21 protein-coding genes are annotated in these 26887 nt (G+C 67.4%); 13 read left to right on the top strand and 8 right to left on the bottom strand.

The window, feature by feature from the left end:
* The first annotated feature begins 18 nt into the window (after window positions 1-18).
* Together ACSLUQ_RS02490 and iolG are read left to right on the top strand one after the other, a co-directional pair.
* Window positions 19-639: a class I SAM-dependent methyltransferase gene (locus ACSLUQ_RS02490; protein ID WP_461807615.1), complete on the top strand. Its 621-nt coding sequence runs from the start codon at window positions 19-21 to the stop codon at window positions 637-639.
* 103 nt (window positions 640-742) lie between these two features.
* A complete protein-coding gene (gene iolG, locus ACSLUQ_RS02485; RefSeq protein ID WP_461807614.1) occupies window positions 743-1741 on the top strand; it encodes an inositol 2-dehydrogenase in 999 nt (332 codons plus the stop codon).
* 99 nt (window positions 1742-1840) lie between these two features.
* Here the strand turns inward: iolG and ACSLUQ_RS02480 are convergent, their stop codons facing one another.
* Complete coding sequence (locus tag ACSLUQ_RS02480; protein WP_417770911.1) at window positions 1841-2677, bottom strand: MurR/RpiR family transcriptional regulator; 837 nt, start codon at window positions 2675-2677, stop codon at window positions 1841-1843.
* Window positions 2678-3043: 366 nt separating this feature from the next.
* On the opposite strand from ACSLUQ_RS02480, the gene ACSLUQ_RS02475 reads away from it, so the two are divergent.
* The 3 genes from ACSLUQ_RS02475 (at window position 3044) to ACSLUQ_RS02465 (ending at window position 6063) form a co-directional block, all read left to right on the top strand.
* Window positions 3044-3997, top strand: a complete 954-nt coding sequence (locus ACSLUQ_RS02475; protein ID WP_461807613.1) for a sugar ABC transporter substrate-binding protein — start codon at window positions 3044-3046, stop codon at window positions 3995-3997.
* 132 nt (window positions 3998-4129) lie between these two features.
* The gene (locus ACSLUQ_RS02470; RefSeq protein WP_417770913.1) at window positions 4130-5254 is read left to right on the top strand and encodes an ABC transporter permease; all 1125 of its coding nucleotides are present in this window, start codon (window positions 4130-4132) and stop codon (window positions 5252-5254) included.
* A 2-nt stretch (window positions 5255-5256) separates the two neighbouring features.
* Window positions 5257-6063, top strand: a complete 807-nt coding sequence (locus ACSLUQ_RS02465) for an ATP-binding cassette domain-containing protein (RefSeq protein WP_461807612.1) — start codon at window positions 5257-5259, stop codon at window positions 6061-6063.
* 76 nt (window positions 6064-6139) lie between these two features.
* On the opposite strand, the gene ACSLUQ_RS02460 is transcribed toward ACSLUQ_RS02465, so the two are convergent.
* Window positions 6140-7648 (bottom strand): ABC transporter substrate-binding protein, encoded by a 1509-nt coding sequence (locus tag ACSLUQ_RS02460; RefSeq protein ID WP_461807611.1) that lies wholly within the window; start codon window positions 7646-7648, stop codon window positions 6140-6142.
* Between the two features lie 224 nt (window positions 7649-7872).
* Between ACSLUQ_RS02460 and ACSLUQ_RS02455 the strand changes: the two genes are divergently transcribed.
* Window positions 7873-8778 (top strand): DUF6030 family protein, encoded by a 906-nt coding sequence (locus ACSLUQ_RS02455; protein ID WP_461807610.1) that lies wholly within the window; start codon window positions 7873-7875, stop codon window positions 8776-8778.
* Here ACSLUQ_RS02455 and ACSLUQ_RS02450 read toward each other — a convergent pair.
* Window positions 8756-9682, bottom strand: coding sequence for a pirin family protein (locus ACSLUQ_RS02450; protein ID WP_461807609.1), 927 nt, complete (start codon window positions 9680-9682; stop codon window positions 8756-8758). The genes ACSLUQ_RS02455 and ACSLUQ_RS02450 overlap by 23 nt on opposite strands.
* Before the next feature lie 291 nt (window positions 9683-9973).
* On the opposite strand from ACSLUQ_RS02450, the gene ACSLUQ_RS02445 reads away from it, so the two are divergent.
* Window positions 9974-11527 carry an alkaline phosphatase family protein gene (locus ACSLUQ_RS02445; RefSeq protein ID WP_461807608.1) on the top strand — a complete coding sequence of 518 codons (1554 nt, stop codon included), beginning with the start codon at window positions 9974-9976 and terminating at the stop codon, window positions 11525-11527.
* 13 nt (window positions 11528-11540) lie between these two features.
* On the opposite strand, the gene ACSLUQ_RS02440 is transcribed toward ACSLUQ_RS02445, so the two are convergent.
* Together ACSLUQ_RS02440 and ACSLUQ_RS02435 are read right to left on the bottom strand one after the other, a co-directional pair.
* The gene (locus tag ACSLUQ_RS02440; RefSeq protein ID WP_461807607.1) at window positions 11541-13298 is read right to left on the bottom strand and encodes a TRAP transporter permease; all 1758 of its coding nucleotides are present in this window, start codon (window positions 13296-13298) and stop codon (window positions 11541-11543) included.
* 149 nt (window positions 13299-13447) lie between these two features.
* Window positions 13448-14404 carry a TAXI family TRAP transporter solute-binding subunit gene (locus ACSLUQ_RS02435; RefSeq protein WP_461807606.1) on the bottom strand — a complete coding sequence of 319 codons (957 nt, stop codon included), beginning with the start codon at window positions 14402-14404 and terminating at the stop codon, window positions 13448-13450.
* Between the two features lie 331 nt (window positions 14405-14735).
* Between ACSLUQ_RS02435 and ACSLUQ_RS02430 the strand changes: the two genes are divergently transcribed.
* The 3 genes from ACSLUQ_RS02430 to ACSLUQ_RS02420 are packed head-to-tail and all read left to right on the top strand — an operon-like array spanning window position 14736 to window position 18180.
* Window positions 14736-15686: an ABC transporter permease gene (locus ACSLUQ_RS02430; protein WP_461807605.1), complete on the top strand. Its 951-nt coding sequence runs from the start codon at window positions 14736-14738 to the stop codon at window positions 15684-15686.
* Window positions 15683-16549, top strand: a complete 867-nt coding sequence (locus ACSLUQ_RS02425; RefSeq protein ID WP_461807604.1) for an ABC transporter permease — start codon at window positions 15683-15685, stop codon at window positions 16547-16549. The genes ACSLUQ_RS02430 and ACSLUQ_RS02425 overlap by 4 nt, the downstream gene beginning before the upstream one ends.
* A complete protein-coding gene (locus ACSLUQ_RS02420; protein ID WP_461807603.1) occupies window positions 16546-18180 on the top strand; it encodes an ABC transporter ATP-binding protein in 1635 nt (544 codons plus the stop codon). The genes ACSLUQ_RS02425 and ACSLUQ_RS02420 overlap by 4 nt, the downstream gene beginning before the upstream one ends.
* Window positions 18181-18237: 57 nt before the next feature.
* On the opposite strand, the gene ACSLUQ_RS02415 is transcribed toward ACSLUQ_RS02420, so the two are convergent.
* Complete coding sequence (locus ACSLUQ_RS02415) at window positions 18238-21939, bottom strand: autotransporter domain-containing protein (protein WP_461807602.1); 3702 nt, start codon at window positions 21937-21939, stop codon at window positions 18238-18240.
* Window positions 21940-22170: 231 nt separating this feature from the next.
* On the opposite strand from ACSLUQ_RS02415, the gene ACSLUQ_RS02410 reads away from it, so the two are divergent.
* From ACSLUQ_RS02410 to ACSLUQ_RS02400, 3 genes are all read left to right on the top strand, one after another.
* On the top strand, window positions 22171-22959 hold the full coding sequence (locus ACSLUQ_RS02410) for a DeoR/GlpR family DNA-binding transcription regulator (RefSeq protein WP_417770925.1): 789 nt from the start codon (window positions 22171-22173) through the stop codon (window positions 22957-22959).
* Between the two features lie 38 nt (window positions 22960-22997).
* A complete protein-coding gene (locus tag ACSLUQ_RS02405; protein ID WP_461807601.1) occupies window positions 22998-23921 on the top strand; it encodes an ROK family protein in 924 nt (307 codons plus the stop codon).
* A gap of 75 nt (window positions 23922-23996) precedes the next feature.
* Window positions 23997-24608: a YceI family protein gene (locus tag ACSLUQ_RS02400; protein ID WP_461807600.1), complete on the top strand. Its 612-nt coding sequence runs from the start codon at window positions 23997-23999 to the stop codon at window positions 24606-24608.
* 43 nt (window positions 24609-24651) lie between these two features.
* Here ACSLUQ_RS02400 and serA read toward each other — a convergent pair whose 3' ends face one another.
* Together serA and ACSLUQ_RS02390 are read right to left on the bottom strand one after the other, a co-directional pair.
* Window positions 24652-25899, bottom strand: coding sequence for a phosphoglycerate dehydrogenase (serA, locus tag ACSLUQ_RS02395; RefSeq protein WP_417770928.1), 1248 nt, complete (start codon window positions 25897-25899; stop codon window positions 24652-24654).
* A gap of 127 nt (window positions 25900-26026) precedes the next feature.
* Window positions 26027-26863 (bottom strand): N-formylglutamate amidohydrolase, encoded by an 837-nt coding sequence (locus tag ACSLUQ_RS02390; protein ID WP_461807599.1) that lies wholly within the window; start codon window positions 26861-26863, stop codon window positions 26027-26029.
* Window positions 26864-26887 lie beyond the last annotated feature (24 nt).

Below are 26887 nucleotides of genomic sequence, written 5' to 3'. Positions count from 1 at the left end.
ACTGCCCGGGAAGCCGAGATGACCAGCCCGCCCCCGAACGTCCTCTTCTGGGACCGCGTCGCAGAAAGATACGCGGCGCGCCCGATCAAGGACGTACCCGCCTATGAGGCGATGCTCGACGCGGTGCGCTCCACCCTGCGGCCGTCCGACAATGCCCTCGAGCTCGGCTGCGGCACCGGAACCACCGCGATCAGGCTCGCACCCTGCGTGGCGCAGCTCACCGCCTCGGACCTGTCGCGCAGGATGATCGGCATCGCGGGGCAAAAGCCCGCGCCGCTCAACCTCACCTTTCGCCATGCCGACGCCGCCGACCGGATCGAGGGCGCCCCCTTCGATGCGGTCATGGCCTTCAACCTGCTTCATCTGGTCCCAGACCTCGACGCGGCACTCGCTGCTGTCGGCAGCCAGCTCAAGCACAGCGGCAGGTTCATCTCCAAGACCCCTTGCCTGGGCGAGGTGTCGCTGCCGCTACGCCTCGTCGTGCGGGCCATGCGCGGTGTCGGACTCGCGCCCCCCGTCTCCTTCCTCACGGCGCCGGCGCTCCGCCAGGCCTTCGCAAAGGCCGGGTTCGAGATTGTCGAGCACCGCGTCTTCGGGAAAACGCGGGCCATCCACTATTTCGTCGCACTGAAATCCTGAACCGGGCCTGCCCGCTTGCACTGACGAAACATGAATTCTATGTTCCGCCAGATATGGAACATACGTTCCTGAGGCGACCCATTCTCCAGCAAGGGAGGCGTCCGTGCTTTCAATCGCCGTCATCGGGGCGGGACGGATCGGCCAGATCCACGCCGCCAATCTCGCCGCGCGCGCCGCGGAGGTCGGCGACGTGCGTCTCGCCGGCATCTCCGACGCACTCGAGGACGCCGCGGGCGCGCTGGCCAGCCGCCTCGACGCGCCCGTCCTGTCGCTCAAGGAGGTGCTCGAGGGCGACAGCTCCGACGCCGTTCTGATCGCCTCTCCGACGGACACGCACGCCGATTTCATCGAGCGTGCGGCGCGGGCTGGCAAGGCCGTCTTCTGCGAGAAGCCGGTCGACCTCTCGTCGGACCGCATCGAGCGGGTCATGGAGGTGGTCAAGGGCACTGGCACGGTCGTCTTCATTGGCTTCAACCGGCGGTTCGATCCGAATTTCGCCAGCCTGAAGGCGCGGATCGACCAGGGGCGCGTCGGCGCTGTCGAACTCGTGACGATCCTCTCGCGCGATCCCTCCCCGCCCCCGGTTTCCTACATCGCGCGCTCCGGCGGCCTGTTTCGCGACATGATGATCCATGACCTCGACATGGCTCGCTTCCTGCTCGGCGAGGAGCCGATCGAGGTTCACGCGGTCGGCTCCAGCCTCGTCGATCCGGCGATCGGCGAGGCCGGCGACGTCGACACCGCAGCCGTCCTGTTGAAAACGGCGAGCGGTCGCATCTGCCAGATCTCCAACTCGCGCCGCGCCACCTACGGCTATGATCAGCGTGTCGAGGTGCATGGCGCGCTCGGCCTCATCAAGGCCGGCAACCAGCACGAGACCACGGTGGAGTTGGCGACCGGCGACGGCATCACCGCCGATCCGGTGCAGAACTTCTTCCTGGAGCGCTATGCCGCCGCCTATCGGCTGGAACTGGCCGCCTTCATCGCGGCGGCGACGGGCCAGGGCGCGCCGAAGCCCGATCTCGAGGACGGGTTGCGCGCCCAGCGCCTGGCCGACGCGGCCACCGAGGCGGTTCGAACCGGCCTGCCCGTCCGCCTTTGAAACGCGCAACGGTCGCGCCATGAAAAAGGCCCCGGCGAGGATCCGCCGGGGCCTTATTTTTTGTCATGGCCACATTGAAGGCGCTCGCAATTCCGTGCTTCAGGTGTCGCCGCGTCGCAGCTCGGCCGCCGCGACGCACAGCGCCATCGCCAGGCACAGCGTGCCCGACAGCGAGCGGAACGCGCCGAGATCCGCCTCCACCACCTCGATCACCGCCTTCGCCGACTGAATCAGCGGGGAGAAGGGCGAGTCCGTGACGGCAAGCACCGGCACGCCCCGCGCCGCCGCCTGGTTGGCCACATCCACCGTCAGCGCCGTATAGGGCGTGAAGCTGACCACGATCACCAGGTCTTGCGGCCCGGCCGCATGGGCCTGCTCGGGACCGAGCGAGGCAAGATTGTCGACAAGGACCGCCGGCATGCCGAGCTTCGACAGCGCATAGGCCATGTAGGAACTCACCGGGAATGCCCGGCGCTGGCCGACCAGGTAGATCACCCGCGCCCCCGCCATCAGCCGCGCCGCCTTGTCCATCGCCTCCGGCGACAGCGTGTTGCGCAAGCGCAGCAGAGAGGCGACCGCCGTGTCGACGAAATCGGAAAACAGCGCCTGGGCATCGTGATTGTCGCCGGACCTCCGGCGCAACACCTCGAGCCGCTCGTCGTAATCCGGCCAGCGCTCGCGCAGCCGGGCGCGGAACACGTCCTGGAATTCCGAGAACCCCTGGAAGCCGAGCGACTGGGCAAAGCGCACCAGCGTCGAGGGCTGCACGTCGGCCTGTTCGGCGATCACCGCCACCGTTCCGAAGGTGACATCGTCCGGCCTGTCCACCGCGAAGGCGGCGACCTGCGCCAGCCGCTTGGGCATCGACGGCCGGCGCTCGATGAGAAGCGCCCTCAGGCTGTCATAGTCGCGCGGCGGTCCTGCATCCTCGCTCATCGAGCATTCCTTCCGGTCGATGGACACATGCCGGGAGCGCCCGCGTTCAGCGGCCCGGCCTCCAGTTCAAGGGTGCGTGCGGCCGCGTCACGCGACAACAGACCGGCGCCACCCGATTTCAGCTTGACATTGCCTTGCTGTAAATGGAATAAAAATTCCATATATAAATTTTTGGAACATGTCATTCTGAATTTTCCGGACCGACAGCGCGGCCTCCCCGGGAGAGGGGGCGGATGCCGGTCAGAGGAGGACAGTCGACCGCGACGAATGCCGCGGCGATGAAACACCCGCCTGGAGGAACAGGGGCGGGAAGACCCGCGTCCGGCCCGCCGGGCGTGGCGACAATCGGACATTGGGAGGAAGATCATGAAGCGTTTGTTCACCAGCATGCTCACCGCCGCCGCGGCGGTCGGGTTCATCGCCGCTGCCGGCACCGCGCCGGCCGCAGCCCAGGACGACATCAATATCATTGTCGTCAGCCACGGTCAGGCCTCCGATCCGTTCTGGTCGGTCGTCAAGAACGGCGTCGCCCAGGCCGGCAAGGACATGGGCGTTTCCGTCGACTACCGCGCGCCGGAGACCTTCGACATGGTGGCGATGGCCCAGCTCATCGACGCCGCCGTCAATCAGGAGCCGGCCGGTCTCGTCGTCTCCATTCCCGATGCGGACGCGCTTGGCGATTCGATCCGCAAGGCGGTCTCCGCCGGCATTCCGGTCATCTCGATGAATTCCGGCTCGGATGTCTCCGCCGGCCTCGGCGCGGCGCTTCACGTCGGGCAGGAGGAATATGATGCCGGCAAGAAGGCTGGCGAGAAGCTGAAGGAGATGGGTGGCAAGAAGGCGGTCTGCGTCAATCACGAGGTCGGCAACGTCTCGCTCGATCAGCGCTGCGAAGGCTTTGCGGAAGGCTTCGGCGGGGCGGTCAGCGTGCTGCCCACGACCAATGATCCGGCCGAGATCCTGTCCAAGGTGAAGGCGGCGCTCGCCTCCGACGGCGACATCGACACGGTCATGGCGCTCGGCGCCGGTCTCGCCGGCGAGCCGGCGGTGCAGGCGGTCAAGGACAGCGGCCTCGTCGGCAAGGTCAATGTCGCCACCTTCGACCTTTCGGCCAACTTCCTGCAGTCCGTCGCCGACGGCGACGCAGCCTTCGCCATCGATCAGCAGCAGTACCTGCAGGGTTATCTGCCCGTCGTCTTCCTGGCGAACAACGCCCGCTACGGCCTCATGCCCGGCGGCAACGTGCCTTCCGGCCCGAACCTGATCACCAAGGACAAGGCCGCCCAGGTCGTCGAGCTTTCGGCCAAGGGCATCCGCTGACGACAGCCTTGCGAAGCGGGTGCGCGCTGCCATGCGCGCGCCCGCCGCATTGCGAGACAGGCGGCCGGCGGCAACGCCACGCGCGCTCCGCCGGCACGCCCCCAGCTCCACAATCGTGAAAGGCACGTCGTCATGAGCGACGGACTGACGCAAGACCCGCCGCGCCGAGAGACCGCCGACGAGCGGCTCCGGCAAACGGGCCTGATCACGCGGCTGCTGCGCCGCCCCGAACTTGGCGCCCTGGCCGGCCTCGTTCTTGTCACCCTGTTCTTCATGCTGACGGCAAGCCCGGCGATGTTCTCGCTGGCCGGAGTGATGAACTTCATGGCTCCCGCCGCCCAGCTCGGCATTCTCGCCATCGGCGCCGCCCTGCTCATGGTCGGCGGCGAGTTCGACCTGTCAGTCGGCTCCATGGTCGCCTTCGCCGGCCTGGCCTTCGGCACGGTGCTCGTCACCTGGGATATGCCGCTCATCGTCGCCATCTTCGCGACGCTGGTCTTCGCCGCCGGCATCGGTGCGATCAACGGCCAGATCGTGCTGCGCACCGGCCTGCCGTCCTTCATCGTGACGCTGGCCTTCCTGTTCATCCTGCGCGGTCTCACCCTCGTCGGCCTGAAATGGGCGACCGGCGGGGCGACCCAGTTGCGCGGCATCAAGGACGCCGCCGGCGACGGCTTCGTCATGGAGCTGTTTTCCGGCGAGGCTTTCGAAGGGCTCTTCGCCCGGCTGGCCGAGGCCGGCTGGATCGACACCTTCAAGAACGGGACACCCAAGGTCACCGGCGTTCCGGTGGAAATCCTCTGGTTCACCGGAATCGCGCTGATCGCCACCTGGGTGCTTTTGCGCACCCGCTTCGGCAACTGGATCTTCGCCTCCGGTGGCGATGCCAATTCGGCGCGCAACTCCGGCGTTCCCGTCAAGAGGGTGAAGACGATCCTGTTCATGACGACGGCGATGTGCGCCGGGCTCGTCGCCATCCTCACCGTTCTCGACGCCGGCTCGACCGATGCCCGGCGGGGGTTCCAGAAGGAGTTCGAGGCGATCATCGCCGCGGTGATCGGCGGTTGCCTGCTCACCGGTGGCTACGGCTCCGCCATCGGCGCCTTCCTCGGCGCGATCATTTTCGGCATGGTGCTCATCGGCCTCACCTACACACAGATCGACCAGGACTGGTATCTCGTCTTCCTTGGCGGGATGCTGCTCATCGCCGTGCTCTTCAACAACTTCATCCGCAAGCGCGCAACGGGGGAGCGGTGACCATGGCACAGGCAGCAACCAGCCCCGAGGCCGCCGCCCCGCTCATCGAGGTGCGCGATCTCGTCAAGCACTTCGGCTCGGTCATCGCTCTTGGCGGCGTGTCGATGAAGGTCCACGCCGGCGAGGTCCTGTGCCTGCTCGGCGACAATGGCGCCGGCAAGTCGACGCTGATCAAGACGCTGTCGGGCGTCCATAGCCCGAGCGACGGCGCGTTCCTCGTCGAAGGGCGCCCGGTTTCGTTTTCGAGCCCCCGCGACGCACTCGATGCGGGCATCGCCACAGTCTATCAGGATCTGGCGATGATCCCGCTGATGTCGATCACCCGCAACTTCTTCATGGGGCGTGAGCCATTGAAGGGCTTCCCGCCGTTCCGCCACATGGACATGACCCACGCGGACGCGGTGACACGCGAGGAAATGCACCGCATCGGCATCGATGTGCGCGACCCCCAGCAGGCGGTGGGAACCCTGTCGGGCGGCGAACGCCAGTGCGTCGCCATCGCCCGCGCGGTCTATTTCGGCGCCAAGGTGCTGATCCTTGACGAGCCGACGTCGGCGCTTGGCGTTGCCCAGACATCGATGGTGCTGAAGTACATAGGCCAGGTGCGGGCCAAGGGTCTGGGGGTGATCTTCATCACCCACAACGTCCGCCATGCCTATGCGGTCGGCAACCGCTTCACCGTGCTCAACCGTGGCAGGACGCTCGGCACCCACGCCAAGGGCGAGATCACCATCGACGAACTGCAAAACCTGATGGCAGGCGGCAAGGAGCTGCAGGATCTCGGCACGGAGCTTGGCGGCACCGTCTGAGGCACACGGGTTTCAACGTCAAACGGCCCGGGCTGACTGTCCGGGCCGTTTCATTTTCGCGCCGCGCAGGGCGGCGTCAGTCCGCCCAATAGACGCCGGTCAGGTCGTTCGCCTGGATCGGCGCGTTGACCCACATGCCCTTGAGCTTGGCGTTCCACACGCCCGCCTTGGCAAGCTGGAAAAGATAGACGTTCACCGCGTCATCGGTGATGAGCCGCTGCGCCGCGCCAAAGAGCTGGTAGCGCGCCTTGGTGTCGGTGGTCGCTGCGAGTTCGTCCATCACACGCCCGAAGTCGGCGCCGTCATACTGGAAATAATAGTCCTTGCGGCCATAGATACCGATGTCCATAGGCTCTGTGTGGGACACGATGGTGAAATCGAAGTCCTTGCCCTTGAACACTTCCGTCAGCCACTGCGCCCATTCGAGTGGAACGATCTCCAACTCGATGCCGATCTTCTTGAGATCGGAGGCGATGAGCTCCCCGCCCCGGCGCGCGTAGGTCGGCGGCGGCAGCTTCAGCGTTGCCTTGAAGCCGTTCGGATATCCCGCCTCCGCCAGCAGCGCCTTCGCCTTCTTCAGGTCCAGCGGATAGCGGCCGGTCAGATCCACATAGGCGGGATGATGCGGAGCGAAATGCGTGCCGATCGGCGTGCCGTTGCCGAACATCGCCCCGTCGATGATCGCCTGCCGGTCGACCGCGTGCGAGATCGCCCGCCGCACCCGCACATCCGCGAGCGGACCGGCCTTGTTGTTCATGGCCAGGATCGTCTCGCCCTCGGTGGTGCCCACCGCCACGGTAAAGCGCGGGTCGGCCTCCAGAATCGGCAGGTTCTCGGTCGCCTGGAAATTCGGAAAGGCGTCGATGTCCTCTGCCATCAGCGCGGCCAGCTCGGCCGCCGGATCGGCGATGAACTTGATCGTTGCCGTCTCGAGGTGCGCCGGCGTTCCCCAGTAGCCGGGATAGCGCGCCATCTCGACCCTGTCGCCCCGCACCCAGCGGGAGAAGGCGAAGGGGCCGGTGCCGACCGGCTCGGACTTGTTGGTGTCCGCGCTCTCCGGCGCCACGATTGCCGCGTCGCCCCAGCCGAGATTGAAGAGGAATGCGCCGTCGGGCTGCTTCAACGTCACCTTCAGCGTCGCCGGATCGACCGCCTCGACACTGTCGATATGCGCGAACAGCGGCTTCTGCGCATTGGTGCTGCCCTCGCCACGTGCCCGGTCGAGCGAGAATTTCGCGTCGCTCGCCTCGAAGCTTGTGCCGTCATGGAAGGTGACACCGCTGCGCAGCTTGAAGGTGTAGACCAGCCCGTCCTCGGAGACAGACCAGCTTTCGGCCAGCCATGGCTGGACCGCGCCTGTCGAATCGATCCGCGTCAGGCCTTCGAAAATATTGGCATAGGTGATCTCGTCGATCGCCGCCGCCGCGCCCGCCGTCGGGTCGAGATGCGGCGGCTCAAGCCGCACGCCGATCCTGACGTCCGTGCGTGCCGCCGCGGCCGGGCCGACGTTTCCAAGCGACAGGCCAACGACCGCCAGCATCGCGCCGGCGGCCAGCACGCCGCGTCGGTTCCAGTGTCCGAACATGTTTGAGGACCTCCCCCTTTTCGAGATCGCCTGCCGATCCGGCCAGTGCCGTCCGACCTACCGCTGCCCTCCCTCGGGCGCGATTTGAGGAGAGCCTAGCCGCTGGCGCGCGCGAGCGCCACATGTCACCCCGCACATGGTGCGCGCCGGCGAAAGGCGCGCCAAGCCGGCGTCGTCATGTTAGGACTGCCGCGCTGAACACGCGCGTAGGGAAAGGAAGCGAGGTGGCACCGGAACGACCAGGCGGCAAGGCCGGCCTCCCCGGGCGGTCGGGCGGTGCGAGGACGCAGCCCGGCCCCGGCGCGCCCGCGCTTGCCGGCATCGCCGGCCGCCAGCGCCTTGTCAGGCGCGCGCGTCTCGCCGTGCCGCTGCTGCTCGTGGCCGCCGCCCTGGCCGGTGCCGTCATCGTCGCGCTGGAAGAGCCCCCCTCGCCGCCGCCCGCGGCCCCGGCTCTTCCGCCAGACCCGATGGCGGCGCTGACGCCCGCGGCCCGCGACACCCTGCTTGCCCCGACCCTTGAAAAGCCGGCGCGCTTCAGGCGCGTCTACGGCGGCCACCCCCGCGCGCTGTGCGAGGCAATCACCGGCCTCGGCATCCCGATGTCCGACTGGCGACCCGATCCCTTCGTCGCCGGAAGCTGGTACTGCGCCAGCGAACTGGTCACCATCGGGCGCACCGGCGCGGACGGTTCCCGCTCGACGCTCTTCGTCAACCTGCGCGGCCCGGGCGAAACGGAGCTCGGCACAGTGCGGATCAAGCTCAACGGCGAGAACCCGCAAAGCGTTCCGGCAGCGCGCGCCTCGCTGCTGCGCATTCTCGACGCCGTCGGGCGACGTTACGGCTGGCCCTGGCCGCCCTCGCTGCGCGCGGCCATCGAACGCAACACTGCGGCGGAAGCCGTGCAATACGGCATGGTCTCCCGCGTCCTGCCAGAGGACGCCGGCCTGACCGGCGACGGCACGAACACCGTGCGTCTCAATGTCATCGTCGATTTCCCGACCGGTGATTTCGTCGCCCCGGCGGAGATGTTCGCGCCCTTCCCCTGGGACCCGGAAGAGCCGCCCCGCCGTCGCAACATACCGACCGGCGGGGCGACGCTTAATCCCGTCAGGCCCCCGGAAGCGGAATGAAGTCCTCCGCGTCGCCCGGCACCGTGTCAAAGCGCATCCGCTTCCAGTCTTCCTTGGCCTGCTCGATCCGCTCCTTCGAGGAGGAAACGAAATTCCACCAGATGTGGCGCGGTCCGTCCATCGGCTCGCCACCGAGGATGAGGAAGCGCGCCGCCCCCGGCCCTTCGGCCGTCACGGTGATGCGGTCGCCGGGGCGGAAGACGAGAAGCTGACCCGCCTCGAACCGCTCGCCGGAGATCTCGACCGTGCCGCTGACGGTGAAGATACCCCGTTCCTCATGGGTCGCATCGACCGGAAAGCGCCGGCCCGGCTCCAGCGAGACGTCGGCGTAGATCGTCTCCGAGGCAGTGGCCACCGGTGAACGGGCACCGTAGAGCTCGCCGGCTATCACGCGCACGCTGACGCCGTCGTCGCGCAGCATCGGCAGGTCGCCACGCCCGACGTGCTCGAACACCGGCGACTGCTCCTCCTTGTCCTTCGGCAGCGCCACCCAGCTCTGGATGCCGAACAGCTTGCGCGCCATCGCCTTGCGCGCCGGATCCTCGCGCTCGGAATGGACGATGCCCGAGCCCGCCGTCATCCAGTTGAGATCGCCCGGATGGATCGCCAGATCCGACCCCAGGCTGTCGCGATGATGGATCTCGCCCTCGAAGAGATAGGTCACCGTGGCAAGGCCGATATGGGGATGCGGACGCACGTCGATGCCGCCGGTGTGCAGGAACTCAGCCGGGCCCATCTGGTCGAAGAAGATGAAGGGGCCGACCATCTGGCGCTTGGGCGAGGGCAGCGCCCGGCGCACCTCGAAACCGCCGAGATCGCGCGCCCTCGGCACGATCACCATGTCGATGAGATCGCAGGCGCCGGCATCGCCGGGCTGCGGGTCGAGATCTGGCATCCAGGTCATGGCTGGCCTCGCTCCGTTTTCGCCGCCGCGGCGGCCGCGCGCTCGGCGCAGGTGGAATCTTGCGGACAATCCCGCCCGCCTGGCAAGCCGCCCGCCCGGTGTCGCGCCCTTGTCATTGAAAGACGTGACCGTCCCCGACAAGATAAGCCACAAGCCGCCGCCCGCCAGTGATCTCCGCGCGACGGTGCGTTTCCGCCTCCGCAACAATCGGCAGAGCGGGGGCGCAATGTCAGCCCAGTCCGGCGCGACAGAAACGCGCCGGATCAGACATGATGTCAGGTAAAGCGATCCATGCTCAACGTCCTTCTCATCACCGCCGACCAGTGGCGTGGCGACTGTCTCGGCCTTGCGGGCCACCCCGTGGTGAAGACCCCGAACATTGACGCGCTGGGTCGCGAAGCTGTCTGGTTCTCGCGCCACTATTGCCAGGCGGCCCCCTGCTCGCCGGCGCGGGCCTGCCTCTACACCGGGCTCTACCAGATGACCAACCGGGTGGTGCGCAACGGCACGCCGCTCGACGCCCGCCACGACACCATCGCACTCGCCGCCCGGCGTGCCGGTTACGATCCGACGCTCTTCGGCTACACCGACCAGTCCGTCGATCCGCGCACCGTCACCGGCGACGATCCCTGGCTCAGGACCTACGAGGGCATTCTGCCCGGCATGAGCGTGCGCGTGCGCGTGCCGGAGGACCACGCCCCCTGGCTTTCCTGGCTCGCCGCCCGCGGCCACCGGCTGCCTTCCCCACCGCAGGACATCTGGCTGCCGGTCGACGGCCCGGCCGACCCTCCCTCCGCCCGCCCCGCCCGCTACGGCAAGGATGAAACGGAGACCGCCTTCCTGGTCGACGAGTTCCTGCGTTGGCTCGACGAAATGGAAAGCGCCCCGCCCTCTCGGGCGAAGGCCGGTGCGCGGCCCTGGTTCGCACATCTGAGCTTCATCCGGCCGCATCCGCCCTTCATCGCGCCCGAGCCTTATGCCTCCATGTACGATCCGGGCGAGGGGCCGGACTTCCTCGGCGCGGCAACGCCGGAGGAGGCCGCCGCGCTTCACCCGTTCCTGGCCTATTCCCTCGAGCGCCTCGACAAGGCCGACCTCGTCTGGGGCGCGCGAGGGCGGGCCCGCGACTGGAGCGAGGCGGACCGCCGGCGCATCCGCGCCACCTATTGGGGCATGGTCTCGGAGGTCGACGCGCAGATCGGTCGCATCGTCGATGGGCTGAAGGCGAAGGGAGAGTGGGAGAACACGCTGATCGTGCTGACCGCCGACCACGGCGAGATGATGGGCGACCACCAGCTTTTCTCCAAGCTCGGCTTCTACGATCAGGCCTACCACATCCCACTCATCGTCCGCGATCCACGCCGGCCCGCCGGCCACGGGCGCAAGGTCTCCGCCTTCACGGAATCCGTCGATGTCATGCCCAGCGTTCTGGAGGCAATCGGCGCCGAGTGTCCGAACTGGCTCGACGGCGCACCGCTGACGCCGTTCCTGGAAGGCGGGGCACCAGCCGAATGGCGCGATGCGGTGCACTGGGAATACGATTTCCGCGAGGTCGCGACCCGTGAGGCGGAGGAAGGCCTGGGCGTGCCGCTCGATGCCTCGGCCATGAGCGTCATCCGCGACGAGGACGTGAAATACGTCCATTTCGCCGGCCTGCCGCCGTTGCTCTTCGACCTTGCGGCCGACCCGCATGAAGCCCGCAACGTCGCCGACGATCCGGCCTACACCTCGCTTCGCCTGCACTATGCGGAAAAGATGCTCTCCTGGCGCGCGCGCCACCTCGACCGGCGGTTGACCGGGCTGGAGCTGACCGAGAACGGTCCCGTCGACGGACGGGCCCGCTGAGGCCCGCCCGCCTTCAGACGAAGAGCAGCACCGCGCCGCCGGCGACGAGGGCGGCGCGCAGCAGCACATTGAACGGAGCGATGACGCCGAAGGAGATCGCCGACAGCGCCGCGCCCACCTTGACCGCCGCGACAAGCGCGTGGCCGGGCTCCGCCGCGAGCCCGATCAGCGCCGGATTGGCGATCATGCCGAGCGGCACCAGATAGAGCCCGAGGCCAAGCGCCATCGCCGACATCGCGACCTTCAGCCAGTTTTCCCCGACCATGCCGGCGGCAATGAAGACCGCTCCGCAGACCGGCGGCGTGATCGTCGACAGCAGCGCGTACCAGAACACGAAGAGATGGGCGAGAAGCGGCGGCAGGCCGAGGTGCGACAGCGCCGGCCCGGCGACGGAAACGCAGATCACATAGGCCGCCGTCGTCGGCACCTCCATGCCCAGGATCAGGCAGGCAATCGCCGTCAGCACCAGCGCCGGCCACAGGTAGCCACCCGAACCGGAGAGAATGAGCGAGGTGATCTTCACCCCGAGGCCGGTGAGGCCGAGCACGCCGACGATGATCGACGCGCACAGGATGATCGAGGCAATGGTCGCGATCTGCCGGCCGGCGTTGGTGCAGGCCTCCTCGAGCCGACGCGCCGTACGCCGGACGTCGAAGGTCAGCCGGCCATCGAGCAACAGCAGCAGCGCACCGGCGAGGATCGCCAGCGAGGCGGCGTATTGCGGTGTCACCTTCAGCCAGAACATGCCCCACAGCAGAATCGTGAAGGGAACGAGAAAGAAGGCCGAGGTGATGGCCACCGCGCGCGCCGCCGGCCGATCCTCCGGCGCAAGCCCCTTCAGCGCATAGCGCAGCGAATAAGCGTCGATGCCAACCCACACGGCGACGAAATAGAGCAGCGCCGGCAGGATCGCCGCCATCATGATGTCGGAATAGGGCGTGCCGGTCAGCTCCACCATGACGAAGGCCCCCGCCCCCATCAGCGGCGGCATGATCTGCCCGCCCGAGGACGCCACCGCCTCCACCGCGCCGGCAAGCGCGCGCGGATAGCCGAGCCTGGTCATCGCCGGCAGCGTGATCGCCCCTGTCGAGGCGACATTGGCGGAGGCTGAGCCGGAGATCGAGCCGAACAGCGCCGAGGACAGCACCGCGACCTTGGCGGCCCCGCCGCGCAGCCGGCCGGCGGCGGCCGCCGCCACGTTCATGAAGCCCTGCCCGGCCTCACCCGCGTTCAGCACCGCGCCGAAGATGACGAAGATCGCGACAACGGAGACCGAAACGCCGGTGAGCTTGCCCCAAAGCCCGCCCTCGGCAATCGTCAGCGTGCCGAAGAGGCTCGCCATGGGAAGCCCGGGATGACCGAACTCGCCCGGAATACCCTGCCCCCAGACCGCATAGGCAAGCGCAAGTGCGGCAACGAGCGGCAGCGGCCAGCCGATGGCCCGCCTGGCCATCTCCAGCGTCACCGCGATCAGCACCAGCGCCACGCCCATCTGGAAATCGCTGGACAGATAGCCGTACTGGTCGCCCAGCGCCTCGGCGTTCCACGCAACCCAGCCGGCTGCGGCGATCCCGAGAACGGCGATCGGCGGCCCGCTCCAGCGCTCGAAGGCGGACTTCGGCGCGAACAGCAGCACGAAAGGCACCGCCAGCGCCATATGCAGCGGCCGGCTGACGAGATTGGGGACGAGGCCGGAGAACACGAGCCACAGGTGAAACGCGATCGACACCGCGCCAAGCGCGGTCCAGATCAGTCGGGCTTTCAGGGTCATTCAGGCCTCGACAGCAGAGTCAGGAAACAGGAAATGCGCCCGGACGCGGGGCTCCGCAGGGGGGAGGATGGCTCCCTTGCGCGGGACAAGCTGAAGAACCGGCGCAGGCCTGCGGCCCGCGCCGGACAAAAGCTTGATCACGGAAGCCTTTACTTGGCCGCCTCGCCAACGGCGATGCCCTTTTCCGTGTAGTAGCGCAGCGCGCCGGGATGAACCTTGCCCGGAATCGCGGCCACCATCTCCGGCGTCACGCCCTTCCACCACGGCGCGTCATCCGCCATCTTCGCCTTCTCATCCCAGAAGGTCTTCGTAAGCTCATAGGCGGTGTCGTCGTCCATCGCCGTGGTTGCGAAGGCGATCACATCGAGCGACGTGGTGGCGACAGGCGCGTCCTGCCCCGGATAGGTGCCGGCGGGAATGACCAGCCTGGTGCGCTTGGTCTCGGCGATCTGCGCGTCCGAGAGCGGGAGAAGGACAATGCCGGTGCCGGCGGCCGCCTCGATGACGTTCGGCGCCGGATAGGAGCCGGCGGTGACGAAGCCGTCGATCTGGCCGTTCTTCAGCGCCGCGCCCGCGTTGGACAGCTCCACGTTGGCGAGGTTCACCTTGTCCTTGAGGCCGAAGAGGTCGAGATACTTGGCCCCTTCCGTCGCGCCGAAGCTGCCCTTGCCGACGAGGATGGTCTTGCCTTCCATGCCGGCGAAATCGGTCACGCCGGTGTCGGCGCGCATGACGAAATGCATGGTCAGCGAGGGGATCGGGAACAGCGCGCGGATCTCGTCGAACTTCGGGTTTCCCTTGCCCTCGAACATCGCCTTGCCGCCTTGCGCCAGGCGCACGAGCGCCGGCGGCGAGGTGAAGACATAGTTGCCCGGGCGCACCGCCGCTTCCATGACGTTCTGCACCGACCCCTGGCTTTCCTCGAGCGTCAGGATGATGCCGCCATTGGTGCCGGCCTTGATCGCCTCCGCGATCTGCACCCCCATCTGGTAGTAGGACGATCCGGCCGAGGCCGACTTGTAGGTCACGCGGGTCTCGGCGGCGGCCGAGGAAAGCGGAATGAGCGCGGCAAGTCCAGCCACCGCGATTTTGCTCCAGAACGTCATGATACCTCCCCGACTGTTCTTCCTGCGTGCCGGCGCGGCGGATCCTCCGTCCGCCCGGCCTTCGTCTTTCCGGGTCAGCGCCCGGCTGCCGGCTCCAGCGAGTCCCCGGCGGGAGGCAGAGATTAATCCGCCTGTCCGCAGCTTGCACGCCCGAAGATTACGGAAAATTGCGGAGGGACGGCGGCAACCGGTGCAACCGGCAAACCGCTCGGGAAGCAGCGGGCCGCCGGACGGCGCATCGCTCCCCCTGCTCTGCCCCCTTTCCCACTCCGCCCTTCCCCTATAGCCTTGCGGCGACAATGCAGATTCCCTCCGGAGCCCCTTGCCGCCGATGCTGGTTCTTGCCGCCAAACGCCTCGCCAGCCTCGTCGCGACGCTGATCGTCGCGAGCTTCGTCATCTTCTTCGTGCTGGAGATCCTGCCGGGCGACCCGGCCGAGGTGATGCTCGGCATCAACGCCCAGGAAGACACGCTCGCCGCGCTTCGCTCGGAGTTCGGCCTCGACCGGCCGCCGCTGGAGCGCTACGCCGACTGGCTTGCCGGGTTTGCCAGCGGCGATCTCGGCCAGAGCTACACCTACGCCGTGCCGGTTTCAGAGCTCATCGCCGGGCGCATCGCCGTCTCGCTTCCACTCGCGCTGCTGGCGCTGGCCCTGTCGACGGCGATCGCCTTTCCCGTCGGGGTCTACGCGGCGGCGCGGCGCGGACGCTGGCAGGACGGCGGCATCATGGCGCTCACACAGATCGGCATCGCCGTGCCGAACTTCTGGTTCGCCATGCTGCTCGTCTATGTCTTCGCCGTGGTGTTGCGGATGGTTCCATCGGGCGGCTTCCCCGGTTGGGAGGCGGGCCTCGCCCCGGCGCTGACCGCCCTGGCGCTTCCCGCCATCGCCCTGGCCCTGCCGCAGGCGGCGATCCTCGCCCGTGTCATGCGCTCGGCGCTGATCGACGCGCTGCACGAGGACTATGTACGCACCGCAAGGGCCAAGGGGCTGACACGCACGGCCGTGCTGTGGCGCCACGCCCTGCGCAATGCCCTGATCCCCGTGCTGACGATCCTCGGCCTGCAGTTTTCCTTTCTGATCGCCGGCACCATCATCATCGAGAATGTCTTCTACCTGCCCGGCCTCGGGCGGCTGGTCTTCCAGGCCATCGGCCAACGCGACCTGATCGTGGTCAGAAGCGTCGTCCTGCTGCTGGTGGCGACCGTCATCGCCGTCACCTTCCTGGTCGACATGACCTACGCGCTGGCAGATCCACGGCTGCGGAGGAAACCGCGATGAACACCGAGACCCCCGGCACGGCCCGCAAGGGACCGCTCGCGCGCGTGCTGGCCCATCGCGCGCTCGTCACCGGCGGCGCCATCGTCGCGCTGGTGACCTTCGCCGCGCTGCTGTCGCTGGTCTGGACGCCCTATCCCATCGACGTCCTGTCCGTGCCCGACCGGCTGCAGGGACCGTCGATGGCGCACCCTCTGGGCACCGACCAGTTCGGCCGCGACATGCTCTCCATGCTGATGGTGGGGGCGCGCACCTCCATCGCCGTCGCGCTCGTCGCCGTCGGCATCGGCATCGCCGTCGGCGTCCCGCTTGGGCTTCTCGCCGCCTCGCGCGGCGGCCTGCTCGACGAGGCGCTGATGCGGGCAAATGACCTCGTCTTCGCCTTCCCCGCCCTGCTTTCGGCGGTGATGATCACCGCCATCCTCGGTCCCGGTGCCATGAACGCGGTGATCGCCATTGGCATCTTCAACGTGCCGGTCTTCGCCCGTGTCGCCCGCGGCGGGGCGCTGTCGCTGAAGTCGCGCGAGTTCATTCTCGCCGCCAGGGTCGCCGGCAAGGGCGAGACCCGCATCCTCGCCGAACACGTCCTGCCGAATATCGCCAACCTGCTGATCGTGCAGGGCACGATCCAGTTCTCCCTCGGCATCCTCGCGGAAGCCGGATTGTCCTATGTCGGCCTCGGCGCGCAACCGCCGCTCGCCTCCTGGGGGCGGATGCTGAACGAGGCGCAGACCATGATGGCGCTCGCCCCCTCGCTTGCCCTCTATCCGGGGCTGGCCATCGTCGTCACCGTGCTCGGACTCAACCTGATGGGCGACGGATTGCGCGACCTGCTCGACCCCCGGCTGAAACGGCGGGTGGCATGACCATGCTTCTCAAGGCAGAAAACCTCGCCCTTTCGATCCACGGCACACCGATCCTGAAGGGCGTCAGCTTCGAGATCGCCCGGGGCGAGACGCTCGGCCTCGTCGGCGAGAGCGGCTCGGGCAAGTCGATGACGGCGCTCGCCGCCATGCAGCTGCTCCCGCAGGGGACGACAGCCTCCGGTCGCCTGGCGCTCGACGGCACGGACGTGCTCACGCTGCCCGAAGCGGCACTCTGCCGCCTGCGCGGCCGCCGCGTCGGCATGGTGTTTCAGGAACCGATGACGGCGCTCAATCCGGTGAAGACCATCGGCGAGCAGATCGCCGAGGGCCTCGTCTGGCACCTTCGCCTGTCGAAGCAGGAGGCCGGCCGGCGCGTCGCCCGCCTGCTTGACCGGGTCGGCCTCGCGGGCGCGGGCGTCACCTCCAGCCGTTTTCCGCACCAGCTTTCGGGCGGCCAGCGCCAGCGCGTGGTCATCGCCATGGCGATTGCCTGCGAGCCCGACCTGCTCATCGCCGACGAGCCCACGACCGCGCTCGACGTCACCATCCAGGCGCAGATCCTGGCGTTGATTGCAGAAATCGCGGCCGAGCGGAAAATGGGCTGTCTGCTCATCAGCCACGACCTTGCCGTCGTCGCGCAGATGGCAGACCGGGTCGCGATCATGAAGGATGGCGCACTGGTGGAGAGCGGGCCGACGGCGGCGCTCTTCGCCAATCTTCGCCATCCCTATTCGCTGGCGCTGATGGAAGCGTCCTCCCACGTGCCCGAACGGCCGGCAACGCCGGAGCGCGACGAAAGCGCTGCGCCGCTGGTCAGCGTCCGGGCGCTCGTGCGCCGCTACGCCCGGCCGCGCGAAAGCCTGTTCGCCCGCCCCGGCACCTTCACCGCCGTTGATGGCGTCAGCTTCGACATCCACCCCGGCGAAAGCATCGGCCTGGTCGGGGAATCGGGCTGCGGCAAATCCACCCTTGCCCGCGCGCTGCTTGGCCTCGAGCCACCCGACGGCGGCGAGATCCGCGTGGAGGGAGCCGATCCGCATCGCGTCCGCGGCCCGGCGGCACGGGCGCTTCGACGCTCGATCCAGGTCGTTTTCCAGGATCCCTATGGCAGCTTCGATCCACGCCACCGCGTCGGGCGCATCGTCGGCGAGCCGTTGCATCTGCTGCGAGAGGACCTCTCGCGGGCCGAACGCGCAGGGCGGGTGCGGCAAGCGCTGACCGAGGTCGGCCTGGCGGGGGACGATGCGGAGAAGTTCCCGCACGAATTTTCCGGGGGCCAGCGCCAGCGCATCGCCATTGCCCGCGCGCTGGTGACCCGCCCCCGCCTGATCGTCGCCGACGAGCCGGTCTCCGCGCTCGACGTGTCGATCCGCGCCCAGGTTCTCGACCTCCTCGCCGACCTGCGCGCCCGCCACGGCCTCGCCTATCTCTTCATCAGCCACGATCTCGGCGTGGTGCGCGCCATCACCGACGAGGTGCTGGTGATGAACGGCGGCAAGATCGTCGAGCGCGGCCGCACGTCCGATGTGCTGGACCATCCGCGCCATCCCTACACGCGCATGCTGGTGGCCGCCGCCCCCAGCCTTTCCTCCGCCCTTGCCGCAAGGGCCCGGCGCGAGGCGGAGCCGTGAACGAAACAAGGCCGGGAAGGTCGCCCCTCCCGGCCTGTCCGCAAGCCTCCGACCGGCTTAGAAGCTGATCGCCAGCCGTGCCTTCACCGTGCTCTGCGAAAGCCCCGAGCCGAACTGTCCTGCGTAGGAGAGCCCCGCCCTCGCCCGGCTGCCGATCAGCGCGTCGGCGCCGATCTCGACAAGGCCGACATCGCCGGCCACCGGCGTACCCGTGACATCGAAGGCACCGCCGCCGGCAAACGCCATGCGCGCTGTCGGCGAGACATCGCCGAAGGCATGCTGCCAGCCGACCATGCCGCGGGCCATCAGGTCGAGATCGCCGAAGGAGAGCGGCGTCGAAGCGCGCAGGCCGACGGTGGTGAAGGTGACGCTGTCGTTCGCACCGGCAACGCTCAGCGCCGCCGATCCGCCGGTTTCGGAGAAGCCGTCGGTGCGCATCTGCACGAAGGCGAGATTGGCGAAGGGCTCGAACACCGCCGCCTCGACACGCGCCTCATAGGCAAGTTCTCCGAAGGCCTGGAACGTGCGGGCCGAGTGGTCCGCGCTCAGCGTCTCGACAAGGCCCGGTGCGACGACCGAACGGCTGGACTTCATCGTGTGCCAGCTGAAGGCGGCACCGCCGCGCAGCGCCGCGCCGTTCCACATACCGCCGCCGTAGACGCCGACATGCGCCGTCTCGGTGTTGCCGCTCGACGAGCGCGCGGAAACATCGAAGGTCGAGCGGGTGAAGCCGCCCATCACACCGATCCGCAGGCTGTCGCTCACCTCGCCGTCGATGCCGGCGACGAACCCGCCCGTGGTCTGCGTCATCCGCGCGGCGTTGCCGTTGGCGGAGGTGGACGACCAGCCGCCGAGCGCCGTGCCCCACAGACCGGACCCCGCACGGGCCGGCGTTGCCGCCGCGCCATGGGTGGCAACAACCGCGTTCGGCGCGGAGGTTTCGGCGAAGGCCGCGCGGATGCGGTCATTGGCGGCAGAGCGCAACAGCAGGCTGTCGTTGATCAGCGCCGTGCGGACGGAGGCGTGCATCTCGCCCGACAGTGCGTCAAACGTTGCCCGCGCCGAGGTGTCGCTCGCCTGGCGGGCAACCGCGTCGTAGACCACATTGCCGACGCCCAGAGCCTCGACCGCATTGGCCGTCCGCTGCTGATTGCCGGTCGCCGCGATGCTGTCGAAGGAGGCCGTGTTGCGCAGCACGTCCAGATGCACCGCGTTCGGATCATAGGCAAGCGTGAGGTCAAGGAACGGCAGGTTCTGCGTCAGGTTGCCGAAGGTTCCGGACACGCCGCCCGTCGCCGTCAGGATCGTGTAGCGCTGGCCCACGCCATAGCTGCCCACGGCCTTGGTGATGTCGACGGTCGCCCCGCCAAGGGTCGCGGCTCCGCCGACCTCGACCCGGTCCCCCGCGCCGGTAGCGTCGATCTCGACCTTGAAAATCGAGCCGGAGGAGAAGGAAAGATCACCGGCGACCTTGAGCGTGCCGATGGAGTTGCCCGGCGCCAGAACGGCGCCATTGTCGAGCGCCAGCGCACCCAGCGTTCCCGCGCCGCCGATCTGACCACCGGAACCGAGCAACACGGTGCCGGCAAGGCTTGCGCTTGCGTGATCCGCATCGCCCACGACCAGCCAACCACCGTCGACGCGGGTGGTTCCCGTGTAGGTGTTCTGCCCGTTGAGGACCAGAGCACCGGTGCCGGACTTTGTGAGCCCGCCCGTGCCGGAGATCACGCCATCGAAGCGGGTGTTCGCGGACTGGTCGACGCCGAGCGAGGACCCGCCCAGCGCGATCGCCCCGCCGGTGCCCGAAAGCCGCGACGCCGCAAGATCGAAGCCGCCAAGATCCAGAGTGCCGCCATTGACCTCATAGGCGGTGTTCTGCACGAAGCCGCCGGCAAGCGTACGCGTGAGGCGTCCCGCCTCCACCACGGTGCCGCCGGCGTAGCTGTTCGCAGCCTCAAGGGAGAGCGTGCCCGCCCCTTCCTTGACGAGAACGCCCACGCCCGAAATGCCCTGCGCGAGCGACACGGTGTTCGCCGCCTCCTCGACCTCGATCCGGCCAACGGCGTCGAGGCCCACCTTGCGATCGAGTTCGGTCATGGCCGTGCCGGCGATCCGCAGCCGGCCGTTGACCAGCCGCAGGTCCGCCGAGGCAAGGCCGAGCGCCGCGTCCTCATCGACGATCACGGTGCCGTTGTCGCTGACCACGGTCTCGCCGATGAAGGTGTGATCGTCGATGCAGTACTCCTGGATCGACGCTTGCAGCCCCGCATCCTGGCTCGAGCAGTCGAGCAGGGTCTTCTTCTCCGCCTCGCTGAGGCCGGTGAGGATCGGGTTGCCGTCCGCGTCCGAAATCTGCCCGAGGTAGACGTCCGTGCGCCTGTTGTTGCGGGTCAGGTGAAACACCCCACCCGCCTCGTCGAACGTGTTGGCCGCGGCTCCCCAGATGATGCGCTTCTTCGCGCCGTCCGGCGTGAGATCCTGCAGCACCGGACCGACCCAACGCACCGTGTGGGCGACGAGTTCATGATCGGAAAGCTGACGCGAGCCGTCGTTGCTGAAGGCCGTTTCGGTCAGGACGCCGGTGTAGGAATCGTTCGGATCGTCGTCGAGCACCATCCACTTGCCGAACGGCCGCGCGGCGATGAAATGATCGATCTTGACGTGATCCCAGCTCGTCCAGGTGTTGGTGTGATCCTCGCCCTTGGAGGTCCATGTGGTGCGCCCGTCGCCAGCCTCGATGGGCTGAAACAGCTCCCGCTCACTCTCGTTCTGAAGCAGGATGTAGTCCTTCTTCAGAACATTCATGGTCACGGGCAGGTTGGCGTCGACCGCATATGTCTCGTCTTCGAAGGTCAGGCCCTTGCCGGCCATGTCCTTGGCGATGATCTCTTCCCATTGACGCCAGCTCAGCTGCCCCGCATCGCTGGCACCGGGATAGTCCGCGCGATGCGCGTCGAAATAGTCGGCGATCACCTGGCGGTACTTCTCGGACCCGCTCGCCCCGCTCCGCATGTCGGCGACATAAGCCTGAAACTCGGCCTCGCGGCCCTCGGGCGTGTACTGCCCGGCCAGGTCCTTCCAAAGCTGGGAACTGCCACCGTCCATCAGGACGCGGGCAAACAGATAGGAAGCCTGCTCGGCCGAGTGCAAGCCGCGCTCCGAGACGTCGCCGGCATTGAAATCACCTACGATCAGCAAAGGATTCGTCACGCCCTTGGCGATCGCGTTCAACCCCTTGGCCTCGGCAACACGCACCGCCGGCTCGTCGTGATAGTCGAAATGGACGGAGCCGACCCCCATCTTCGGCATGCCCTTTTGCGCATCCAGCGCCGCATAGCCGATGAAGCGGTCGTATCCGCTGCCAGGCACGAGATCCTTCAAGGATCCGACGCTGCCCTGAAGTCGGGACAGAACGGAGGCATCGTCACGCTGGCTGGCGTCGTAGGTGCCAAGGCCGAGGCTTGGCAGCAGCGCCAGGAGCGCGCTGCGATAGGCACCCGACGTGCTCTCCTGGAGGCCGATCACATCATAGTCGCCGTTCAGGAAGAAGTCAGACATCCGGGTCGGGTCAGCACGCAGGCCGCTGTTGGACCCATCCCCCCAGGTATTGAAGGTCAGGACGCGAATGCCGTCCTTCTGCGCGTCCTGGGCACCGGCCGCACCACTCAGTGCGCCGAGAACGGCGACGCTGCACAAGAGATGCGCCATGGCGGCACGCAGCACCCGCCCGCCGTTGCCGTTGCGGCGCGCAACAACCATACCGCGTTCAGTTTCGATTGATTTTCCAGCACCACGCAAACGCCTCGTCTCACCCAGGTTACTCATAACTACGCCTTCCCGATTATGTCTGCCTCACAACAAAAAATGTTGCTTTACGGACATTATTGAAGGCTCTTGTCAGTTTGATAACAATTTCGACGAGACATCGGACAAAAAAAATGCGACAGTACATAACGCCCATAAAAGAAGATGACGCCCGGATTATTCGATATGGATACGCAACGTAAGTACCGAACAGAAGGAAACAAAAAGGAGAATAGAAAATCATTCATCGAACAATACATTGAAGAAAATGGATTCATCTCGGTGGATGAGATAACGAAATTGTTCTCGGTCACAACTCAAACAGCACGCCGTGACATCATGGCGCTTGAGGCACTGGGGAAGGTACGCAGGCTCCATGGCGGAGCGGCACTCGCGGCCCCCGTGACGCCCCTAACACTACGGGAAAGGCGCCTGCAGCAGGCCCCCCAGAAACTGAAGATCGCCGCGAGCATCGCGGAGCTGGTGCCGGACGGCGCCGCCATCTTCATCGACACCGGCACCACCTGCGAGGCGGTCGCCCAGGCGCTTCTGGTGCGTCGCGACCTTCGTGTGGTGACCTACAGCCTGCGCGTGGCCTCGATCCTGAGCGAAAACTCGGACTTCGCGCTTGCCATCCCCGGCGGCTTCGTGCGCCCGGTGGACGGCGGGCTGTTCCAGGAAAACACCGACGAATTCATCCGCCAGTTCCGGTTTGATCACGCGGTGGTCTCCGTGAGCGGCATCGATGCGGAAGGCAATCTCTATGATGACGATCAGGCCGAGGTCGCGGCCGTCGCGGCCGCCCTTGGTCGCTCGGATCATCGCATCCTCGCCGTCGACAGCAGCAAGTTCGGCAAGCGCGCGCTCGTGCGCCTCGGCAGCCTCGACATGGTGACCACGCTTGTCACTGACAAATGGCCTGATGACGCTCTGCGCCGGCGTGCGCGTGCGTCCGGCGTAGCGGTTCTAGCCTGAAGTCGCCTTTCCCGTATCCCGATCACCGGACAGCACGCATGACGCAACCGCAGGCACTTCCCCTTCGTCTCGGCATCGACTGGGGCGGCACCAAGATGGAGGTGATCGCGCTCGACGCCGCTTCCGGCCGGGAGCTCTTCCGCAAGCGCGTCGCCACCCCGCGCGACGATTATCCCGGCTGTATCAGTGTCGTGCGCGATCTCGTGGCGGCCGCGGAATCCGCGATCGGAACAACCGGCACCCTTGGCCTCGGCATACCGGGATCGCTGTCTCCCGCGACCGGCCTCGTCAAGAACGCCAATTCCACCTGGATGAACGGCAAGCCGCTGGACCGCGATCTCGAGCAGGCCCTCGCCCGTCCGGTGCGCATCCAGAACGATGCCAATTGCCTCGCCGTTTCCGAGGCGACCGACGGCGCCGGCGCCGGCGCCCATCTGGTTCACGCCATCATCATCGGCACGGGTTGCGGCTCGGGGATCGCCATCGACGGGCGCGCCCATCGCGGCGCCAATGGCATCGGCGGGGAATGGGGCAACATTCCCCTGCCCTGGATGCGCGAGGACGAATTTCCCGGGCCCGACTGCTGGACCGGCCATCGCGGCACCATCGACCGGCTGTGTTCGGGCTCCGGCTTCCAGTGGGATTACACGCAGGCAAGCGGCGAGACGCTGACCGGCCGCGAGATCGTGGCGCTGGCGCGCGACGGCAACGTCCAGGCAGCCGCAAGCCTGGCGCGCTACATCTCCCGCCTCGGCCGCGCCATGGCCATGGCCGCCAACCTGATCGACCCGGATGTCTTCGTGCTGGGCGGAGGCATGTCCAACGTGGACGAGCTTTACGAGCGCCTGCCCGCGGCGATGGCGCCCTTCATCTTTTCCGACCGCTACGAGGTGCCGATCCGCAAGGCCGCCCATGGCGACAGCTCCGGCGTACGCGGCGCGGCCTGGCTCTGGAACGACTGAGCGCACCTCGCCGAGCGCCGCGCGGAGCCTATATTCCAGGAGCGAACAGGGTTTCATCCATCATGGGAGGACACCGTGCCAAGCCCGCTCCTTCGCCGTTTCGCCGGACCGCGCCGCATGCTGCTTGCCGCCGCAGCACTCTTCGCCCTCGCAGCCCCGGCGCAGGCTGAGCCGCGCGACTACCGCATTGATCCGGAGCATTTCTCCATCGTCTTCAATGCCGTGCATATCGGCTACGCGCCGACCTGGGGCCTGTTCCTGAAGGGGGCGGGCACCTTCACCTTCGACGAGGAGACAAGGACACTCTCCAGGCTGAAGGTCGAGATCGAGACCGGCAGCGTCTTTTCCAACAACCAGGCGCGCGACGAGCACCTGCGCTCACCCGATTTCCTCGACGCCAAGGCCCATCCGCTCGCGACCTTCGTCATGAGCGAGGCCCGTCCCACCGGCGAACGCACCGGCAAGGTCACTGGCGATCTGACCCTGCGCGGGGTGACGAAGCCGGTCACGCTGGATGTCACCTGGAACAAGTCCGGCCCCTACCCGTTTGGCGGCACCTATGTGACAGGCATCAGCGCCCGCACCGCGATCAAACGCTCCGACTTCGGCTCGACCTACGCGCTGGAGAACGATCTCGTCGGCGACGAGGTGGAGATCCGCATCGATCTGGAGGCAATCCGGCAATAGTCCCGCCACCCGCCAGTCGGCGGGAGACGGGGCCGGTTGCTCATCACACCCGGTTGAGCAGGCGAGCGCGGATGGTGCCGGGAAGCTCGCGGATCGCCTCCAGAAGTTCCACCGCATTTGCGACGGGACCGTCCGCATCGAGAACCACGTAGCCGATCTCGCCGTCGGTCTGGTAATGCTGCGCGGCGATGTTGATCTTGTAGCGTGCGAACAGGTCGTTGAGCTTGCCCAGTTCACCTGGCAGGTTGCGCTGAACCTGGATGAAGCGGGTGTTGTTGGTGCCCTTGGGAAGCTGCACCTGGGGCACATTCACCGCGCCGATGGTCGAGCCGACGTCCGAATACTCGATCAGCCGGCGCGCCACCTCCTCCCCGATGCGCTCCTGCGCCTCTTCGGTCGAGCCGCCGATATGCGGCGTCAGGATGACATTGTCGAGACCGCGCAGCGGCGAGACGAATTCCTCGTCGTTGGACTTCGGCTCCTTCGGGAAGACGTCGACCGCCGCGCCCGCCAGATGCCCCGACTTCAGCGCCGCCGCCAGCGCGTCGATGTCGAGCACCGTGCCGCGCGCGTTGTTGATCAGATAGGCACCCTTCTTCATCGCCGCGATCTCGGCCGCACCGATCATGCCGCGCGTCTCCGGGGTCTGCGGCAGGTGCAGCGACACCACGTCAGAGGCCGCCAGCAGGTCGTGCAGCGAGCCGGTCGGCTCGGCGTTGCCGTGACGCAGCTTGTCGGTGTGATCGTAGTAGATGACCTTCAGCCCCATCGCCTCGGCAAGCACGGCAAGCTGCGAACCGATGTTGCCGTAGCCGACGATTCCGAGCGTCTTGCCGCGCACCTCGTTGCTGCCCGAGGCCGTCTTCAGCCATCGGCCGGTCTGATGCGCCGCCATCGACTTGGTGAAGGCCCCGCGCATCAGCATGACGATCTCGGCCATGGTGAGCTCGGCGACGCTGCGGGTGTTGGAGAAGGGAGCGTTGAAGATCGGAACCCCGCGCCGGTTGGCGCCAACAAGATCCACCTGGTTGGTGCCAACGGAAAAGCAGCCGACGGCGACCAGTGTGCCGGCCGCCTCCAGGATCGCCTCGTCCACCTGCGTGCGCGAGCGGATGCCGAGGATATGAACCCCGTGCAGAGCCTCGATCAGCGCATCGCGGTCGAGCGCCGTCTTCAGCGTGGTAACGTTGGAATAGCCGGCCTGCTCGAGCAGGGACGTTGCGGTCGGGCTGATGCCCTCCAGCAGCAGCCAGCGGATTTGGTTCTTCGGACGCGACAGGCCGGTGTTCATTGTGCGTTTCCGTGGTCGGGACGAGGGAGGCGGGCGCGGGGCCGGAAGGAGGCCCCACGTTTCCGTCGTTGCGTTCTGGTGCCCTGTCCGGCGGGAAAATTCAACAGTCTCGCGGGGGAATTTCGTTCTACCGTGCTGCGACCCAATCCCGCATGGCGGCGAGAAATGCCGTCAGCCGTGTCCGCGTCTCCTCGAAACGCGGCGATTTCACAAAGGTTTCGACATCCATGTAGAGCGCCCGGTTGACCTCGACCTGCACCGAATGAGTGCCGGCAGCCGGATTGCCATGGCGGCGCAGGATCTCCGCCCCCTTGAACGGATCGTTGAGCGCGACGGAAAACCCGAGGCTCTCGAGCGCCGCCCGCGCGGCATGGAGGAACGCCGGCCCCGAACTCGTTCCCTCGCGGTCGGAAAGCACGATGTCGGGGCGACGCGAACCGCTCGCGTCCTCATGCATCGCATTGGCGACCGGCTGCATCGAGTGCAGGTCGAGGTGATGGACGACACCGGCCGCCTTGCGGGCGTCGTCGAGAAGGCCGGCCAGCGCCGCGTGATAGGGCCGCCAGCAGCGCGACAGCCGGCGCTCGTAGTCGGCGCGCCGCACGGGGGCGGCAAGCAGCGGCGCCCCGTCCGGAGGCGTCGCCGTCCAGATCACCCCCTTGCCGAGGCGGGCCTTGGCGGACGGGGCAAGCGCCATCCCCGCCGCATCATCCAGCGTGCCGGGCGCGAGGTCGTCCGCGGCCCTGTTCACGTCGCAATAGATCCGCCCGAAACGCGCCGCAAGCAGCGGCAGACCAAGGCCGGGACCCGCCGAAAACAGCTCGTCCACATACATGTCCTCCGCCCGGCGGTAGCGCGCGGGCGGCACGGCGGCGTTGAAGTCGTTCGGGTAGAGCGTCCCCGAGTGCGGACTGTCGAGCACCAGCGCCACCGCCGGTCCGGCCGGCAGCTCGATCGCGATCATCCCCGTGTCCTCAGCGCCCGCCAT

Source organism: Stappia sp. ICDLI1TA098 (genome assembly GCF_054880955.1).
This window is presented reverse-complemented; position numbering and strand designations above follow the sequence as displayed.

Excerpts from the sequence above, each read along its gene's own strand:
- ACSLUQ_RS02490 (WP_461807615.1), top strand. The coding sequence starts at position 19 with ATGACCAGCCCGCCCCCGAACGTCCTCTTCTGGGACCGCGTCGCAGAA.
- ACSLUQ_RS02480 (WP_417770911.1), bottom strand. The coding sequence starts at position 2,677 with ATGAGCGAGGATGCAGGACCGCCGCGCGACTATGACAGCCTGAGGGCG.
- ACSLUQ_RS02475 (WP_461807613.1), top strand. The coding sequence starts at position 3,044 with ATGAAGCGTTTGTTCACCAGCATGCTCACCGCCGCCGCGGCGGTCGGG.
- ACSLUQ_RS02470 (WP_417770913.1), top strand. The coding sequence starts at position 4,130 with ATGAGCGACGGACTGACGCAAGACCCGCCGCGCCGAGAGACCGCCGAC.
- ACSLUQ_RS02465 (WP_461807612.1), top strand. The coding sequence starts at position 5,257 with ATGGCACAGGCAGCAACCAGCCCCGAGGCCGCCGCCCCGCTCATCGAG.
- ACSLUQ_RS02460 (WP_461807611.1), bottom strand. The coding sequence starts at position 7,648 with ATGTTCGGACACTGGAACCGACGCGGCGTGCTGGCCGCCGGCGCGATG.
- ACSLUQ_RS02450 (WP_461807609.1), bottom strand. The coding sequence starts at position 9,682 with ATGACCTGGATGCCAGATCTCGACCCGCAGCCCGGCGATGCCGGCGCC.
- ACSLUQ_RS02445 (WP_461807608.1), top strand. The coding sequence starts at position 9,974 with ATGCTCAACGTCCTTCTCATCACCGCCGACCAGTGGCGTGGCGACTGT.
- ACSLUQ_RS02440 (WP_461807607.1), bottom strand. The coding sequence starts at position 13,298 with ATGACCCTGAAAGCCCGACTGATCTGGACCGCGCTTGGCGCGGTGTCG.
- ACSLUQ_RS02435 (WP_461807606.1), bottom strand. The coding sequence starts at position 14,404 with ATGACGTTCTGGAGCAAAATCGCGGTGGCTGGACTTGCCGCGCTCATT.
- ACSLUQ_RS02430 (WP_461807605.1), top strand. The coding sequence starts at position 14,736 with ATGCTGGTTCTTGCCGCCAAACGCCTCGCCAGCCTCGTCGCGACGCTG.
- ACSLUQ_RS02425 (WP_461807604.1), top strand. The coding sequence starts at position 15,683 with ATGAACACCGAGACCCCCGGCACGGCCCGCAAGGGACCGCTCGCGCGC.
- ACSLUQ_RS02420 (WP_461807603.1), top strand. The coding sequence starts at position 16,546 with ATGACCATGCTTCTCAAGGCAGAAAACCTCGCCCTTTCGATCCACGGC.
- ACSLUQ_RS02415 (WP_461807602.1), bottom strand. The coding sequence starts at position 21,939 with ATGGTTGTTGCGCGCCGCAACGGCAACGGCGGGCGGGTGCTGCGTGCC.
- ACSLUQ_RS02410 (WP_417770925.1), top strand. The coding sequence starts at position 22,171 with ATGGATACGCAACGTAAGTACCGAACAGAAGGAAACAAAAAGGAGAAT.
- ACSLUQ_RS02405 (WP_461807601.1), top strand. The coding sequence starts at position 22,998 with ATGACGCAACCGCAGGCACTTCCCCTTCGTCTCGGCATCGACTGGGGC.
- serA (WP_417770928.1), bottom strand. The coding sequence starts at position 25,899 with ATGAACACCGGCCTGTCGCGTCCGAAGAACCAAATCCGCTGGCTGCTG.
- ACSLUQ_RS02390 (WP_461807599.1), bottom strand. The coding sequence starts at position 26,863 with ATGATCGCGATCGAGCTGCCGGCCGGACCGGCGGTGGCGCTGGTGCTC.